This window comes from Nocardioides sp. LS1, assembly GCF_003865225.1.
Lineage (GTDB): Bacteria > Actinomycetota > Actinomycetes > Propionibacteriales > Nocardioidaceae > Nocardioides > Nocardioides ginsengisegetis.
The window spans coordinates 292,848-306,832 of record NZ_BIFF01000006.1 but is presented as its reverse complement, the minus strand read 5'-3'; the positions used below and the strand labels follow the sequence as shown (position 1 = coordinate 306,832).

At 71.8% G+C, this 13,985-nt stretch carries 16 protein-coding genes; 9 read left to right on the top strand and 7 right to left on the bottom strand.

Annotated features, from left to right (window positions below; translation table 11 throughout):
- The first annotated feature begins 75 nt into the window (after positions 1–75).
- Positions 76–2,310 carry a polyribonucleotide nucleotidyltransferase gene (locus tag EJF31_RS19005; RefSeq protein ID WP_125038735.1) on the top strand — a complete coding sequence of 745 codons (2,235 nt, stop codon included), beginning with the start codon at positions 76–78 and terminating at the stop codon, positions 2,308–2,310.
- A gap of 7 nt (positions 2,311–2,317) precedes the next feature.
- Complete coding sequence (locus EJF31_RS19000; protein ID WP_125038734.1) at positions 2,318–3,685, top strand: pitrilysin family protein; 1,368 nt, start codon at positions 2,318–2,320, stop codon at positions 3,683–3,685.
- Here EJF31_RS19000 and EJF31_RS18995 read toward each other — a convergent pair.
- The 3 genes from EJF31_RS18995 to EJF31_RS18985 all read right to left on the bottom strand — a co-directional run bounded on the left by EJF31_RS18995 (position 3,682) and on the right by EJF31_RS18985 (position 5,419).
- Positions 3,682–4,221 carry a hypothetical protein gene (locus tag EJF31_RS18995; protein WP_125038733.1) on the bottom strand — a complete coding sequence of 180 codons (540 nt, stop codon included), beginning with the start codon at positions 4,219–4,221 and terminating at the stop codon, positions 3,682–3,684. The two genes, EJF31_RS19000 and EJF31_RS18995, sit on opposite strands and share 4 nt — an antisense overlap.
- A complete protein-coding gene (locus EJF31_RS18990; RefSeq protein WP_125038732.1) occupies positions 4,214–4,822 on the bottom strand; it encodes a transposase in 609 nt (202 codons plus the stop codon). The genes EJF31_RS18995 and EJF31_RS18990 overlap by 8 nt, the downstream gene beginning before the upstream one ends.
- A gap of 81 nt (positions 4,823–4,903) precedes the next feature.
- The gene (locus tag EJF31_RS18985; protein ID WP_125038731.1) at positions 4,904–5,419 is read right to left on the bottom strand and encodes a trans-aconitate 2-methyltransferase; all 516 of its coding nucleotides are present in this window, start codon (positions 5,417–5,419) and stop codon (positions 4,904–4,906) included.
- A gap of 112 nt (positions 5,420–5,531) precedes the next feature.
- Between EJF31_RS18985 and dapB the strand changes: the two genes are divergently transcribed.
- Entirely contained in the window at positions 5,532–6,275 is a 744-nt protein-coding gene (gene dapB / locus EJF31_RS18980) for a 4-hydroxy-tetrahydrodipicolinate reductase (protein ID WP_125038919.1), read from the top strand.
- Between the two features lie 133 nt (positions 6,276–6,408).
- A complete protein-coding gene (locus tag EJF31_RS18975; protein ID WP_125038730.1) occupies positions 6,409–8,010 on the top strand; it encodes a M4 family metallopeptidase in 1,602 nt (533 codons plus the stop codon).
- Between the two features lie 398 nt (positions 8,011–8,408).
- Here EJF31_RS18975 and EJF31_RS18970 read toward each other — a convergent pair whose 3' ends face one another.
- The 4 genes from EJF31_RS18970 to EJF31_RS18960 form a co-directional block, all read right to left on the bottom strand.
- Positions 8,409–8,711 carry an AzlD domain-containing protein gene (locus EJF31_RS18970; protein ID WP_125038729.1) on the bottom strand — a complete coding sequence of 101 codons (303 nt, stop codon included), beginning with the start codon at positions 8,709–8,711 and terminating at the stop codon, positions 8,409–8,411.
- The gene (locus EJF31_RS18965; RefSeq protein WP_260430985.1) at positions 8,708–9,376 is read right to left on the bottom strand and encodes an AzlC family ABC transporter permease; all 669 of its coding nucleotides are present in this window, start codon (positions 9,374–9,376) and stop codon (positions 8,708–8,710) included. The genes EJF31_RS18970 and EJF31_RS18965 overlap by 4 nt, the downstream gene beginning before the upstream one ends.
- A gap of 35 nt (positions 9,377–9,411) precedes the next feature.
- Positions 9,412–9,630 (bottom strand): hypothetical protein, encoded by a 219-nt coding sequence (locus EJF31_RS22435; protein ID WP_182539300.1) that lies wholly within the window; start codon positions 9,628–9,630, stop codon positions 9,412–9,414.
- 101 nt (positions 9,631–9,731) lie between these two features.
- Positions 9,732–10,277: a GNAT family N-acetyltransferase gene (locus EJF31_RS18960; protein WP_125038727.1), complete on the bottom strand. Its 546-nt coding sequence runs from the start codon at positions 10,275–10,277 to the stop codon at positions 9,732–9,734.
- 86 nt (positions 10,278–10,363) lie between these two features.
- Between EJF31_RS18960 and paaA the strand changes: the two genes are divergently transcribed.
- From paaA to paaE, 5 genes are read left to right on the top strand one after another with little or no spacing between them, the layout of a single operon-like run.
- The gene (paaA, locus tag EJF31_RS18955; protein ID WP_260430965.1) at positions 10,364–11,371 is read left to right on the top strand and encodes a 1,2-phenylacetyl-CoA epoxidase subunit PaaA; all 1,008 of its coding nucleotides are present in this window, start codon (positions 10,364–10,366) and stop codon (positions 11,369–11,371) included.
- Positions 11,368–11,670 (top strand): 1,2-phenylacetyl-CoA epoxidase subunit PaaB, encoded by a 303-nt coding sequence (gene paaB, locus EJF31_RS18950; protein WP_125038725.1) that lies wholly within the window; start codon positions 11,368–11,370, stop codon positions 11,668–11,670. The genes paaA and paaB overlap by 4 nt, the downstream gene beginning before the upstream one ends.
- Positions 11,667–12,410 carry a 1,2-phenylacetyl-CoA epoxidase subunit PaaC gene (gene paaC, locus EJF31_RS18945; RefSeq protein ID WP_125038724.1) on the top strand — a complete coding sequence of 248 codons (744 nt, stop codon included), beginning with the start codon at positions 11,667–11,669 and terminating at the stop codon, positions 12,408–12,410. The genes paaB and paaC overlap by 4 nt, the downstream gene beginning before the upstream one ends.
- Positions 12,410–12,898 (top strand): 1,2-phenylacetyl-CoA epoxidase subunit PaaD, encoded by a 489-nt coding sequence (gene paaD, locus EJF31_RS18940; protein ID WP_148099315.1) that lies wholly within the window; start codon positions 12,410–12,412, stop codon positions 12,896–12,898. Before paaC ends, paaD begins: the two co-directional genes overlap by 1 nt.
- The gene (gene paaE / locus EJF31_RS18935) at positions 12,898–13,968 is read left to right on the top strand and encodes a 1,2-phenylacetyl-CoA epoxidase subunit PaaE (RefSeq protein ID WP_125038723.1); all 1,071 of its coding nucleotides are present in this window, start codon (positions 12,898–12,900) and stop codon (positions 13,966–13,968) included. Before paaD ends, paaE begins: the two co-directional genes overlap by 1 nt.
- The last annotated feature ends 17 nt before the right edge of the window (positions 13,969–13,985 follow it).

Below are 13,985 nucleotides of genomic sequence, written 5' to 3'. Positions count from 1 at the left end.
GATCCTCGAGAGAGAGACACCCCGCCACCGCAGCGGGACGCCGCGGATCGCTCCGCGAACAGAAAGGGACACCCCTTGAACGAGGGCCCCGTCATCTCCGCCGTCGAGACCGTTCTCGACAACGGCAAGTTCGGCAAGCGCACCGTCAAGTTCGAGACCGGCCTGCTGGCCCGTCAGGCGGCCGGTTCGGTCACCGCCTACCTCGACGACGACACGATGCTGCTCTCGGCCACCACGGCCGGCAAGCACCCCAAGGACCACTTCGACTTCTTCCCCCTGACGATCGACGTCGAGGAGCGGATGTACGCCGCGGGCCAGATCCCCGGCTCGTTCTTCCGCAGCGAGGGTCGTCCCGGTGAGGACGCCATCCTCACCTGCCGCCTGATCGACCGCCCGCTGCGCCCGACCTTCAAGAAGGGTCTGCGCAACGAGGTCCAGGTCGTCATCACGGTCATGGCGCTCAACCCCGACACCCCCTACGACGTGCTCGCGATCAACGCCGCGTCCATCTCCACCCAGCTCTCCGGCCTGCCGTTCTCCGGCCCGGTCGGCGGCGTCCGCGTCGCCCTCATCGAGGGCCAGTGGGTTGCCTTCCCGACGCACAGCCAGCTCGAGGACGCCGTCTTCGACATGGTTGTCGCGGGTCGCGTGACCGACACCGGTGACGTCGCGATCATGATGGTCGAGGCCGAGGCCACCGAGCAGACCTGGACCCTGGTCCAGGGCGGCGTGCAGGCTCCGACCGAGGAGGTCGTCGCCGGCGGTCTCGACGCGGCCAAGCCGTTCATCAAGCAGCTCGTCGAGGCGCAGCAGGAGCTCGCCAACGTGGCGGCCAAGCCCGTCCAGGAGTTCCCGATCTTCCTCGACTACGAGGACGACGTGTACGACGCCGTCGAGGCGTCCGTGAAGGCCGACCTCGCTGCGGCGATGACCATCGCGGACAAGCAGGAGCGCGAGGCGAAGACCGACGAGCTCAAGGCTGCGCTGCTCGACGACCTCTCGGGCAAGTTCGAGGGCCGCGAGAAGGAGATCGGCGCGGCGTTCCGCTCGGTCAACAAGCAGGTCGTGCGCGAGCGCGTGCTGCGCGACCAGGTCCGCATGGACGGCCGCGGCCTCGCCGACATCCGTCCGCTGCACGCCGAGGTCGCGGTCCTGCCGCGCGTCCACGGCTCGGCGCTGTTCGAGCGTGGCGAGACCCAGATCCTGGGCGTCACCACCCTCAACATGCTGACGCTGGAGCAGAAGCTCGACACCCTCTCCCCGGAGAAGTCGCGCCGCTACATGCACAAGTACGTCTTCCCGCCGTTCTCCACCGGCGAGACCGGTCGCGTGGGCTCGCCCAAGCGCCGCGAGGTCGGCCACGGTGCGCTCGCGCGCCGTGCGCTGCTGCCGGTCCTCCCGACCCGCGAGGAGTTCCCCTACGCGATCCGCCAGCTCTCCGAGGCCATGGGCTCCAACGGCTCCACCTCGATGGGCTCGGTCTGCGCCTCGACGATGTCGCTCCTGCAGGCCGGTGTCCCGCTGCGCGCGGCCGTCGCCGGCATCGCCATGGGCCTCATCTCCGACGAGGTCGACGGCGAGACCAAGTACGTCGCGCTGACCGACATCCTCGGCGCCGAGGACGCGTTCGGCGACATGGACTTCAAGGTCGCCGGCACGCGCGAGTTCGTCACCGCGCTGCAGCTCGACACCAAGCTCGACGGCATCCCGGCCGAGGTCCTCGCTGCGGCGCTGACCCAGGCCAAGGACGCCCGCCTCGCGATCCTCGACGTCATGGCCGAGGCCATCGACGAGCCCGAGGAGATGTCGGTGCACGCGCCGCGCATCATCACGGTGCGCATCCCCGTCGACAAGATCGGCGAGGTCATCGGCCCGAAGGGCAAGGTGATCAACCAGATCCAGGACGACACCGGTGCGTCGCTGTCCATCGAGGACGACGGCACGATCTACATCGGTGCGACCAACGGTGAGGCCGCGGAGGCGGCCCGCCAGGCGGTCAACGCGATCGCCAACCCGACGATGCCCGAGGTCGGCGAGCGCTACCTCGGCACCGTCGTGAAGACGACCAACTTCGGTGCGTTCGTCTCGCTGCTGCCCGGCAAGGACGGCCTGCTGCACATCAGCAAGCTGCGTGGCCTCGCCGGTGGCAAGCGCGTCGACGCCGTCGAGGACGTCCTCTCGGTCGGCCAGAAGATCCAGGTCGAGATCGGCGAGATCGACGACCGCGGCAAGCTGTCGCTGGTCCCGGTCCTCGAGGAGGGCGCGGCTGACGCCGAGGCCGAGGCTCCCGAGACCGAGTCGGCCGAGTGATCACTGCGTGACGCAGAGCAACAACGCCGCGACGACCGGCCAGCAGGCATCTGCTGGCCGGTCGTCCGGTCTCACCCAGAAGTCCGGCACCACCCGCACCCTGCAGACCGTGCGCGACCCCGAGGGGCAGGTCACCTCGCGGGTGCGCCGTACCCTCCTGCCCGGTGGCCTGCGCGTCATCAGCGAGCAGATGGCGGGCGTGCGGTCGGCCAGCATCGGCGTGTGGGTCGGTGTCGGCTCGCGCGACGAGACGCCCACCCTGCACGGCTGCTCGCACTTCCTCGAGCACCTGCTCTTCAAGGGCACCGCCGAGCGGTCCGCCCTCGACATCTCGATCGCGCTCGACGCGGTCGGCGGTGAGTTCAACGCCTTCACCGCCAAGGAGTACACCTGCTTCCACGCCCGGGTCCTCGACGAGGACCTCGGCCTGGCCGTCGACGTGATCGGCGACATGATCACCAGCTCGACGATCACCGACGCGGACGTCGAGGCCGAGCGCGACGTGATCCTCGACGAGATCGCCATGCACGACGACGACCCCGACGACGTGGTGCACAACCTCTTCGCCCAGCAGGCCTGGGGCGACTCGCCGCTGGGCCGGCCGATCGCCGGCACCGACGCGTCGATCACCGCGCTCACCCCGGCGCAGATCAAGCGCTTCTACGCGCGCCACTACCGCCCGGCCAACATGGTCGTCTCCGCCGCCGGCAACGTCGACCACGCCGCGCTCGTGCGGATGGTGCGCAAGGCCTTCGGCCGCAACGGCTGGCTGGACCGCGAGGAGTCCCCGGTGCCGCCGCGGCACGGCCGGACCCGCCGCGTCGCGCCGGGCGAGGTGCACGCGACCCGGCCCTTCGAGCAGGTCAACGTCGTGCTCGGCATGGAGGGCCTGACCCGTCAGGACGAGCGGCGCTTCGCGCTCGGCGTGCTCAACACCGCCCTCGGCGGCGGCACGTCCTCGCGGCTCTTCCAGGAGGTGCGCGAGCACCGCGGCCTGGCCTACTCCGTCTTCTCCTTCGCCAGCCACCACGCCGACTCCGGCCTCGTCGGGGTCTCCGTGGGCTGCCTGCCCAGCAAGCTCGACGACGTGCTGGCCGTCGTGCGCGCCGAGCTCGCCAAGGTCGCCGCGGAGGGCATCACCGCCGAGGAGCTGGCGCGCGGCAAGGGCCAGCTGCGCGGGGGACTGGTGCTCGGTCTGGAGGACTCCGGCTCGCGGATGTCGCGGCTGGGCAAGGCCGAGCTGGTCTACGACGAGCTGCTGGCGATCGACGAGGTGATGGCGCGCATCGAGGCCGTGACCCTGGAGGAGGTCCGGGCCGTTGCCGCGGACCTGTTCGCCAAGCCGGAGATCCTGGCCGTGGTGGGCCCCGCCTAGAGCCAGAGGACGAGCCGGACCGTGCCCGCGCAGGCGGCGGCCCAGAGCACGCTGGTGAACGTGCCGATGATGAAGCGCTCCGCGGCGCCGGCGACCTCGCCGCTGCGCAGCTCGGGGTAGCGGCCCAGGCCCTTGAGGCCGAGCACGATCGCCACGCCCTCGGGGATCCCGGCGGCGAGGCTGGCGAAGACCGCGGCGCGCTCGAGGGCGCCGATCCAGGTGCCGCCGCGCAGGATCTCGCCGGCCCGGCTCACCGAGCCGTCGTCCTGCGTGTGGCGCGACCCGTCGACGAGCGCGAACACGCGCGTCGTGACCGGGCCGCCGCCGGCGATGGCCAGGAGGGCCGAGACGGCCACGATCAGCGCCCGCTCGCCCTCGTTGAGCACCGGGTCGGTGACGTGGGCGGCCGCGAGGTAGGCCGTCGTCGCCAGCCCCAGCAGCGTCAGCGGCAGCGCGACGACGACCGCGCGGCGCAGCCAGGCCAGGCCCGCGGCCAACAGCGTGAGGGTGAGCAGGAGCAGGAACACGTCAGGCATCCTGCCCGAGCAGGCGGGCGGTCAGCGCGGAGGCGAGCTCCCGGGCGCGTCGGCCCTCCACGATGCCGGCGGCCTGGGCGCGCTGGCTGACGGCCGACTGGGTGACACCGAGCCGCTCGGCGGCCTCCTGGTAGGTCAGCGCCGAGTCCGCGCGGTCGACGAGGTCGGCGACCTCCCACCCGCGCTCGGTACGCCGGCCCAGCACCGCCGCCCACAGCCACAGCGTGGTCTCGAGCGACCGGACGTCCGGGTCGGCGCCGCAGACCCGCAGGTGCCACGGGCTCCCCTTCGCGGTCGTCACGGCCTCGCGCGCCGCCAGGTAGGCCGGGCCGCGGCCGGCACGGGCGGTCTCGGGGACCGGGTCGTCGATGACGCCGATGCCGATGCCGATGTTCCAGGCGTCCTCGCGGAGCAGCCGTTCCACGATCCGGGGGAGCGTCGCCGGGTCGTCGGTGACGCCCTGGAACTCGTCGCCCGCGGTGCGCTCGAACGGCAGCAGCAGCGGGACGCCGGACAGGGCCTCCACCGTCGCGGGGACCAGGTCGGGACCCAGGCGGCTGCTGCGTTGGTCGACGGTGAGGACGGCGACGGAGCGGCTCATGCGGTTCCTCCTCGGCTCGTTCCTGATGACGAGCGTACGTTAGGGAAAAACCTAATGCAAGAGTCCTATAAGGCTGAAACCTTATCGGCGCCCGATGATGCCCACGACCGCCGGCGCCTTCTGCTCCACGACCGAGACCCGGAAGCCGCCGTCGGCCAGGGCCTTGGAGGACTTCTCCACGATCGTGCGCACCAGCTCGGGGCTCTTGGCCTCGTAGAACAGGAACACCGCGCCGCCCGGCACCACCCGCTCGTGCAGCAGGGCCACCTCGTCGGCGCAGGCGCGCACCCAGAAGAGGTTGACGTTGAAGGAGTAGACCTTGTGCAGTCGCTTGACCGGGACGCGCAGGGTGGCGAGGTCGATCTGCCTCACGGTGAGCCGGCCGGACTCCACGAAGGCGTGGTTGCGGCGCTTGGTGCGGTCGACGCCCGACTCGGAGCGGTCGATGGCGAAGAGCTTGCCGGTGGTCAGGCGGTTGCAGATCAGCTCGGCCCCGGCGCCCGCGCCGCACCCGATCTCGAGGACGTGGTCGGAGGGTTGGACATCCATGAGCTCGACCGCCCACCGGATCCGCGCCGGAATCTGATGCAGTGCCATGGGGCCAGCCTGCCAGAAGCCCGCCGACGCAGTCAGAGACCCTCCGGCCATGAGTCGGAGGCCACGTCGGCGGGGCGCCGGGATGGCCTAGGTTTGGGGGGTGAGCGAGCAGATGAAGGTGGGCGTGCTGGGCGCGCGCGGCAAGGTCGGGTCCGAGGTCTGCCGGGCGGTGGAGGCGGCCGACGACCTCGCGCTCGTCGCGCAGGTCGACGCCGGCGACGACATCGCCGAGCTCGTCGAGGCGGGGGTCGAGGCGGTCGTCGACTTCACCCACCCCGACGTCGTGATGGACAACCTGGAGTTCTGCATCCGCCACGGCATCCATGCGGTCGTCGGCACGACCGGCTTCGACGCCGGGCGGCTCGAGACCCTGCGCGGCTGGCTGGCCGACAGCCCCGCAGCCGGCGTGCTCATCGCCCCCAACTTCTCCATCGGCGCGATCCTGATGATGCGGTTCGCCGCCGCGGCCGCGCCGTTCTACGAGTCCGTCGAGGTCGTCGAGCTCCACCACCCGGACAAGGCCGACGCGCCCTCCGGCACCGCCCGGCGTACGGCGGAGCTGATCGCCGCTGCCCGGCGTGAGGCCGGCTGCCCGCCGGTCCCGGACGCCACCACCACCTCGCTCGACGGCGCGCGGGGCGCGGACGTCGACGGGATCCGCGTGCACGGGCTGCGGATCCGCGGCCTCGTCGCCCACCAGGAGGTCGTGCTGGGCGGGGTGGGGGAGACCCTCACCATCCGGCACGACTCGCTCGACCGGGCCTCGTTCACGCCCGGCGTGCTGACCGGCCTGCGCGCCATCGCCGCGCACCCCGGCCTCACCGTCGGGCTCGAGCACTTCCTGGACATCGACTGAGGCTGGACCGGGGCTGGGGCTGGGGCATTGCACCTTTGTGCGATGCACAAACCTGCAAGTGACGATGCGTTACCCGTCTCGTTGGGCTGGGCAAGAAGGTGCAAACCACCCATGCACGACGAGAGGGATTTTCATGCGTAGAACCTTGGGGCTCGCCACTGCCGCGGTGCTCGCTGCCGGCACGATGGGCGTCCAGGCCGCCGACGCGTCGGGTCAGACCGCTCGCACGGCGAACACCGGAGTCTCGGCGATCACGGCGCTCCAGCAGCACCCGGGAGCGGCCCGCGCCACCGACGGCCAGGCCTTCCGGGTCACCGACACCATCATCGACAAGGACGGCACCAGCCACGTGCGGATGTCCCGCACGATCGACGGCGTCCCCGTCCTCGGCGGCGACGTCGTCGTCCACCGCGGCCCGCAGGCCGGCTGGCGTGGGGTCAGCCAGACGCTCGCCGCCCCGCTGGACCTCTCGACCACCCCGGTCGTGACCGTCGCGGCCGCCAAGGCGAAGGCCCTCGCGCCCGCCGCGGCCACCCGCACCATCACCGGCGCCACGGCCACCGGCTCGCGCCTGGTCATCGACGCCACCTCCGGCACCCCGCGCCTCGCGTGGGAGGTCATCACCGGCGGAGTCCAGAAGGACGGCACGCCCAGCCGCCTCGCGTCGTACGTCGACGCCCGCACGGGCACCGTGATCCGCCGCGAGCAGCAGATCGAGACGATCGACGGCTCGGGCCAGACCCTCTACTCCGGCACGGTGCCGCTGAGCGTGACGCAGTCGGGCTCGACGTACCAGCTGAAGAACCAGGGCATCCGCGGCAACACGTACACGACCGACATGAACAACAAGTCGGACTCCTACCTCTGCCAGGTCCTCGGCAGCGGCTGCTCGACCGGCACGCTGATCACCAGCACCACGACGACGTTCGGCAACGGCAGCAACACCAACCGGGCCACCGCCGGCGCCGACGCGCAGTACGGCTCCAACGAGACGTGGGACTTCTACAAGGCCACGTTCAACCGCGACGGCATCTTCGGCAACGGCAGCGGCTCCTACAACCGGGTCCACTACGGCAGCGGCTACGTCAACGCCTTCTGGGACGGCACGAAGATGACCTACGGCGACGGCGACGGCACCAACTACGGTCCGCTCGTGTCGCTCGACGTCGCGGGCCACGAGATGAGCCACGGGGTCACCGAGAACACCGCAGGCCTCGACTACTCCGGTGAGTCCGGCGGCCTCAACGAGGCCACGTCCGACATCTTCGGCACGATGGTGGAGTTCTACGCCGCCAACGCCAACGACCCGGGCGACTACCTCATCGGTGAGGAGTTCGACCTGAAGAACCACGTCGGCTTCCGCCGGATGGACAAGCCCAGCAGCGACGGCGCGTCGTACGACTGCTGGTCGGCGCTGGCCGGCCAGGACGACGTCCACTACTCCTCGGGCATCGGCAACCACTTCTTCTACCTCCTCTCGGAGGGCTCGGGTGCCAAGACGCTCAACGGGGTGGCCTACAACAGCCCGACCTGCAACGGTTCGACCGTGACCGGCATCGGTCAGGCCGCCGCCGGCAACATCTGGTACCGGGCGCTGACGGTCTACATGACCTCCAGCACCAACTACTCCGGTGCCCGCACCGCCACGATGAACGCTGCCCGGGACCTCTACGGCGCCGGCAGCGCCCAGCAGAACGCGGTCGCGGCCGCGTGGAGTGCCGTCAACGTCAGCTGACCCTCCCACCCCCGGCCAGGGGGGTGAAGGCCCGCATCTCCATGGGGGATGCGGGCCTTCGCCGTTCGTCGGGGTGCTGTCGGGGGTGACTCGGCGCCCGCGCGCGTGGCCGACCGTCTCCCGGCGTCAAGGACCCTCGCTGCGCTCGGTCCGCTGCGCGGCGGCCTGCGGCCGTCCTTGACTCCGGGTCCCGGACGGTCGGCCGGCGGCGCGCTTGTCGGCGCGGCTTCGCCGCGCCGCCCGCATGCGCGGGCGCCCTGGACCCGTGGCTTGGTCTGGGGTCGCATGTGCGCAGGATCATCCTTTCGGGGCGCGCAGTGATGATCCTGCGCACCTCGGCGGTCGGGATCACCGGTTAACCGGTGATCCCGACCTACGCGGCGCACCCCTCCGACACGTCACCCGAGCAGCCGCAGCAGCGCTGCCGCGAGCGCGGCCCCGAAGACGACGACGAGGAACGGCGCACGCAGCAGGAGCAGCACGACCGCCACGGCCAGGCCCGCGGCCCGGGCGTCCAGCACGAGGTCGTGGCCGCTGGCCACGACCTGCACCGCCACGAGGCCGGCGAGCAGGGCGACGGGGATGAGGTCCGCGACGCGTTCGACCAGCGGTCGCTCCAGGACCCGTGGTGGCACGGACAGGCCGGCCAGCTTGAGCAGGTAGCAGCCGAGGCTGCCGACCAGGATCGCCGCCCAGGTCATCGGTCCTCCGCGGGCAGGTCGGCGACGCGGAAGTGGGTGAGCAGGCCGATCAGCAGGGCGACGCCGGCGGCGGCGAGGACGGGCACCCCGGCGGCCGTGAACGGTACGGCGCCCAGCGCGACGGCCGCGGCCGCGACGGCGACCCAGCGGTGCAGGGCCGAGTGGAGGCGCGGCCAGAGCAGGGCGAGGAACGCGGCCCCGACCGCGGCGTCCAGGCCGTAGTCGCGCGGGTCACCGATCGCGGTCCCGGCGACGGCCCCGACCGCGGTGGCGGCGTTCCAGAGCACGAAGATCGTGACGCCGGTGGTGAGGAAACCCGTCCGGGCGGCGGCCGTGGACGTGCGGTTGACCGCCATCGCGGTCGACTCGTCGATGAGCACGTGGGAGGCGGCCGCCCGGCGCCACCCGGCGTACGAGAGAAGGCGGGCGAGCCGGAGCCCGTAGAGGGTGTTGCGGGTGCCGAGGAGCAGGGCCGCGAGGGCTCCCGACAGGGGTGCGCCACCCGCCGCGAGCACGCCCACGAGGGCGAACTGCGAGGCGCCCGTGAACATCAGCAGGGAGAGCGTGCAGGTCTGCGCCACGCTCAGCCCCGAGGCGACCGCCACGGCGCCGAAGGAGACGCCGTAGGTGCCGGTCGCGAGGCCGACGCCCAGGCTGTCCCGGATGATCGCCGATCGCTCGGCCGACGCGTCTGGCGCCCTCAGTGCCGGTGCACGCGGACGGGGCGGGGCCGGTGCGACCAGTCGTGCACGAGCACGTAGCCGAGGAGCACCCCGGCGAGGGCTCCGAACGCGGCGCCCACGGTCGCGGCCACCGGCAGGACGGTGAAGTGCGCGATCCAGGCGCCCGAGGCGAGGCCGACCACGAGGGCGGTCGTGAGCAGCAGCCATCGGTGCAGCTGAGGCAGTGGTCCGAGCACGTGCGCCTCCTTCATCGGGGCCCCGGATGTCGGGGTGACGCTCTCCATCGTCGCCCGGATCGGGCGGAAATCAAGGCGCGTCGTGGGGAACTTTCCCGACATCAGGAGAACGCCGTGTGCAACCGCACCTGCTTGACCACGGTCGTGCCCTCGCCGTCGAGGTCGAGCTCGCGGTGGGCGGTGTCCGGGGCCCAGCCTGCCTCGGTCAGGAAGGCCCGGAGCGCGTCGTCGCCGGCGATCGCCCACGTCACGGCGCGCGTGAAGCGGTCCGCGACCATCGTGTCGACGGCGGCCTGGAGCAGCCGCGAGCCGTGGCCCTTGCCCCGCTCGGCCGGGTCGACGGTGAGGTCGGCCAGCTCGGCGTCCTGGACGGGGTCGCAGTCGGGGTCGCCGGCGGGGGAGGTGATCGCGAAGCCGCACACCCGGTTGCGCTCCAGCGCCACGAGCACCCTGTTGCGGGCGTCCCGGGGGGCCTGCAGGCTGCTCCGCCAGGCGGCTGCCGCCGTCTCGACGTCGGCGGGCAGGGCGTCGTCGGGGAGGAGGCCGGCGTACGCCTCGCGCCAGGTCCGCAGCTGCAGCTCGGCGATCGCGGGGGCGTCGTCGGCCCAGGCGATCCGCACGGACACGTCGGAGGTCGGGCTCGTCATGCCGTCAGTCTCCCCCCTCGGCAATCTGTTACGAAATCAAGTCTCGAATGCATATCTGCGTAACAACCGCTGGTAGCGTGGGGGACGTGTACGGCAACGACTTCAGTGCCCCCGACGAGACGGCCCCGCGGGCCGTCCCGACGGGCGCCGACGGCGACCCCGAGAGCTTCCGCGAGCTGCTGGCCGGCGACGGCCGGGTGGAGCCGCGCGACGAGATGCCCGAGGCCTACCGCAAGACGCTGATCCGTCAGATCGCCCAGCACGCACACTCCGAGATCATCGGGATGCAGCCCGAGGGCAACTGGATCAGCCGGGCGCCCAGCCTGCGCCGCAAGGCGATCCTGATGGCCAAGGTGCAGGACGAGGCCGGTCACGGCCTCTACCTCTACGCCGCGGCCGAGACGCTCGGCGTCGACCGGGCCGACCTGCTCGACCAGCTGCACTCCGGCCGGCAGAAGTACTCCTCGATCTTCAACTACCCGACGCTGACCTGGGCCGACGTCGGCGCGATCGGCTGGCTCGTCGACGGCGCCGCCATCGTCAACCAGGTGCCGCTGTGCCGCTGCTCCTACGGGCCCTACGCCCGCGCGATGATCCGCGTCTGCAAGGAGGAGTCCTTCCACCAGCGGCAGGGCTTCGAGATCCTCCACACGCTCTCGCACGGCACGTCCGCGCAGAAGGCGATGGCCCAGGACGCGGTCGACCGCTACTGGTGGCCCAGCCTGATGATGTTCGGCCCGCCCGACGACGACTCGCCCAACTCGGCCCAGTCGATGGCGTGGGGGATCAAGCGGTTCTCCAACGACGACCTGCGCCAGCGCTTCGTCGACATGACCGTGCCCCAGGCCGAGGCGCTCGGGCTCTCCCTGCCCGACCCGGAGATCCGCTGGAACGACGAGCGCGGCCACTACGACTTCGGCACCGTCGACTTCACCGAGCTCTTCGAGGTCATCAAGGGCAACGGTCCCTGCAACCAGCAGCGGATGTCCCACCGGGTGCGCGCCCACGAGGATGGCGCGTGGGTCCGCGACGCCGCCAACGCGTACGCCGACAAGCAGGCGGCCCGCGCGGCCCGCACGGAGGTCGTGGCATGAGCACCCCCACCAGCACCCGGCGCGACTGGCCCCTGTGGGAGGTCTTCGTGCGCTCGCGCCGCGGGCTCTCGCACGTCCACGTCGGGTCCCTGCACGCCCCCGACGCCGACATGGCGCTGCGCAACGCCCGCGACGTCTACACCCGCCGTCAGGAGGGCGTCTCGCTCTGGGTGGTGCCCGCCGCCCAGATCGTGGCGAGCAGCCCCGACGAGCGTGACTCCTTCTTCGACCCGGCCGCCGACAAGATCTACCGGCACCCCACCTTCTACGACGTCCCGGAAGGCGTGGAACATCTGTGAGCGCCCTGTTCGACTACGTCCTCGGGCTCGCCGACGACGCCCTGGTCTCCGCCCAGCGGATGGGCTGGTGGATCAGCCGCGCGCCGCAGCTCGAGGAGGACGTGGCGCTGGCCAACATCGGCCTCGACCAGCTCGGCCAGGCCCGCACCCTGCTCGCCTACGCCGGCAGCATCGAGGGGCAGGGCCGGGGCGAGGACGACCTGGCCTACTTCCGTGACGAGCGCGAGTTCCGCAACGTCTGGCTCGTCGAGCGCGCCCAGACCGACTTCGGCGTCGCCATGGCCCGGCTGCTGCTCTTCGCCACCTGGCAGTCCGAGCTCTACGCCGCCCTCGTGCACAGCACCGACCCCACCCTGAGCGGGGTCGCCGGCAAGGCCGTCAAGGAGGTCGCCTACCACGTCGACCACGCGGCCCACTGGGTCGTGCGGCTCGGCGACGGCACCGAGGAGTCCCACCAGCGCATGCAGGCCGCGCTCGACGCCGAGTGGCCCTTCCTGGAGGAGCTGTTCGGTCCGGTCGACGACCAGCTGGTCGCCGACGGTGTCGCCGTCGACCCGGCCCGCCTGCGGTCCGCCGTACTCACCCGGATCGAGGAGGTGCTCGCCGAGGCGACGCTGACCGTGCCCCAGGGACGGACCGCCGTCGGCGGCGGCCGCGACGGCAGGCACACCGAGGAGATGGGCTTCCTCCTCGCCGAGCTCCAGCACCTCGCCCGCTCGCACCCCGAGGCGACCTGGTGATGACCACCTCCCCCTTGTCGCCCGCCTGGAAGATCGCCGCCGACCTGCCCGACCCCGAGCTGCCGGTCGTGACGATCGCCGACCTCGGCATCCTGCGCGACGTCACCGAGGACGACATGGGACGCGTGCACGTGCAGATCACCCCGACCTATTCCGGCTGCCCCGCCATGGAGACCATCAGCACCGACCTGGTGACCGCCCTGACCGAGGCCGGCTACCGCCACGTCGACGTGGAGTTCGTGCTGTCCCCGGCGTGGACCACCGACTGGATGACCGACGAGGCCAAGGACAAGCTGCGCGCCTACGGCATCGCGCCGCCGGGCAACCGGGACGAGCGCACCGCCGTACCCCTCGCGCTGTCCGTGCGCTGCCCGCAGTGCGGCAGCCTCGACACCCGCGAGTCCAGCCGCTTCGGCTCCACCGCCTGCAAGTCCCTGTGGGTGTGCCGGTCCTGCCGCGAGCCCTTCGACCACTTCAAGGCGATCTGATGTCCGGACCCCGTGCCGCGTTCCACCCCCTCAGGATCTCGGCGATCGACGAGCTGACCGACGACGCCGTCGCGCTGACCTTCGCCGTGCCGGAGGAGCTCGCCGACGACTACGCCTTCGTCCACGGCCAGCACCTCAACATCAAGGGCGGCGACGACGTGCGCCGCAGCTACTCCATCTGCGCCGCGCCCTCGTCGAAGGTGCTGCGGATCGGCGTGAAGAAGCTGCCCGGTGGCGCGTTCAGCGAGGGCGTCCTCGCGGGGCTGCGCGTCGGCGACGAGCTCGACGTGATGCCGCCCGCCGGCCGCTTCACCACCACGCTCGACCCCACCTCCCGCAAGACGTACGTCGCCCTCGCGGCCGGATCGGGCATCACCCCGGTCCTCTCGATCCTGGCGGCGATCCTCGAGGGCGAGCCGCAGGCAGCGGTGACCCTGGTCTACGCCAACCGCACCCATCGCACGGTGATGTTCCTCGACGAGGTGCACGACCTCAAGGACCGCTTCCCCGAGCGGTTCCAGGTCCTGCACGTGCTGTCCCGGGAGACCCAGGACGTCGAGCTGCTGTCGGGGCGACTCGACGCCGAGCGGCTCGGCCGGATCCTCGACGCGTTCGTGCCGCCCGAGGAGGTCGACGACTGGTTCCTGTGCGGTCCGCAGCAGATGGTCGCCGAGCTGCGGGAGGTCATCGAGAAGGTCGGCCGCGCCGACGCCCACATCCACACCGAGCTCTTCCACGCCGACCCGGTCCCGCGGGCGCCGGTCGTCGAGCTGGCGGGGGCGGCCGACGGCGCCGCCCAGGTGACGATCCGGCTCGACGGCCGCGGCTCCGACTTCGCCCTGCGGCCCGACGACGTGGCCGTCCTCGAGGCCGCGCTGCGGGTCCGCTCCGACCTGCCCTTCGCGTGCAAGGGCGGCGTCTGCGGCACCTGCCGGGCCAAGGTGGTCGAGGGCAGTGTCGCGATGGACGTCAACTACGCGCTGGAGCCCGAGGAGGTCGAGCGCGGCTACGTCCTGACCTGCCAGTCGCACCCGACGTCCGAGCGGGTCGTGCTCGACTACGACGCCTGATCCGCGTGTGGCGGTCT

Bases quoted from the DNA above. Each gene is read 5' to 3' on its own strand.
- EJF31_RS18970 (WP_125038729.1), bottom strand. From the start codon at position 8,711: ATGACCTGGGCGGCGATCCTGGTCGGCAGCCTCGGCTGCTACCTGCTC.
- EJF31_RS18960 (WP_125038727.1), bottom strand. From the start codon at position 10,277: ATGACGAGCCCGACCTCCGACGTGTCCGTGCGGATCGCCTGGGCCGAC.
- EJF31_RS18995 (WP_125038733.1), bottom strand. From the start codon at position 4,221: ATGCCTGACGTGTTCCTGCTCCTGCTCACCCTCACGCTGTTGGCCGCG.
- EJF31_RS18990 (WP_125038732.1), bottom strand. From the start codon at position 4,822: ATGAGCCGCTCCGTCGCCGTCCTCACCGTCGACCAACGCAGCAGCCGC.
- EJF31_RS18985 (WP_125038731.1), bottom strand. From the start codon at position 5,419: ATGGCACTGCATCAGATTCCGGCGCGGATCCGGTGGGCGGTCGAGCTC.
- EJF31_RS18975 (WP_125038730.1), top strand. From the start codon at position 6,409: ATGCGTAGAACCTTGGGGCTCGCCACTGCCGCGGTGCTCGCTGCCGGC.
- paaD (WP_148099315.1), top strand. From the start codon at position 12,410: ATGACCACCTCCCCCTTGTCGCCCGCCTGGAAGATCGCCGCCGACCTG.
- dapB (WP_125038919.1), top strand. From the start codon at position 5,532: ATGAAGGTGGGCGTGCTGGGCGCGCGCGGCAAGGTCGGGTCCGAGGTC.
- paaE (WP_125038723.1), top strand. From the start codon at position 12,898: ATGTCCGGACCCCGTGCCGCGTTCCACCCCCTCAGGATCTCGGCGATC.
- paaB (WP_125038725.1), top strand. From the start codon at position 11,368: ATGAGCACCCCCACCAGCACCCGGCGCGACTGGCCCCTGTGGGAGGTC.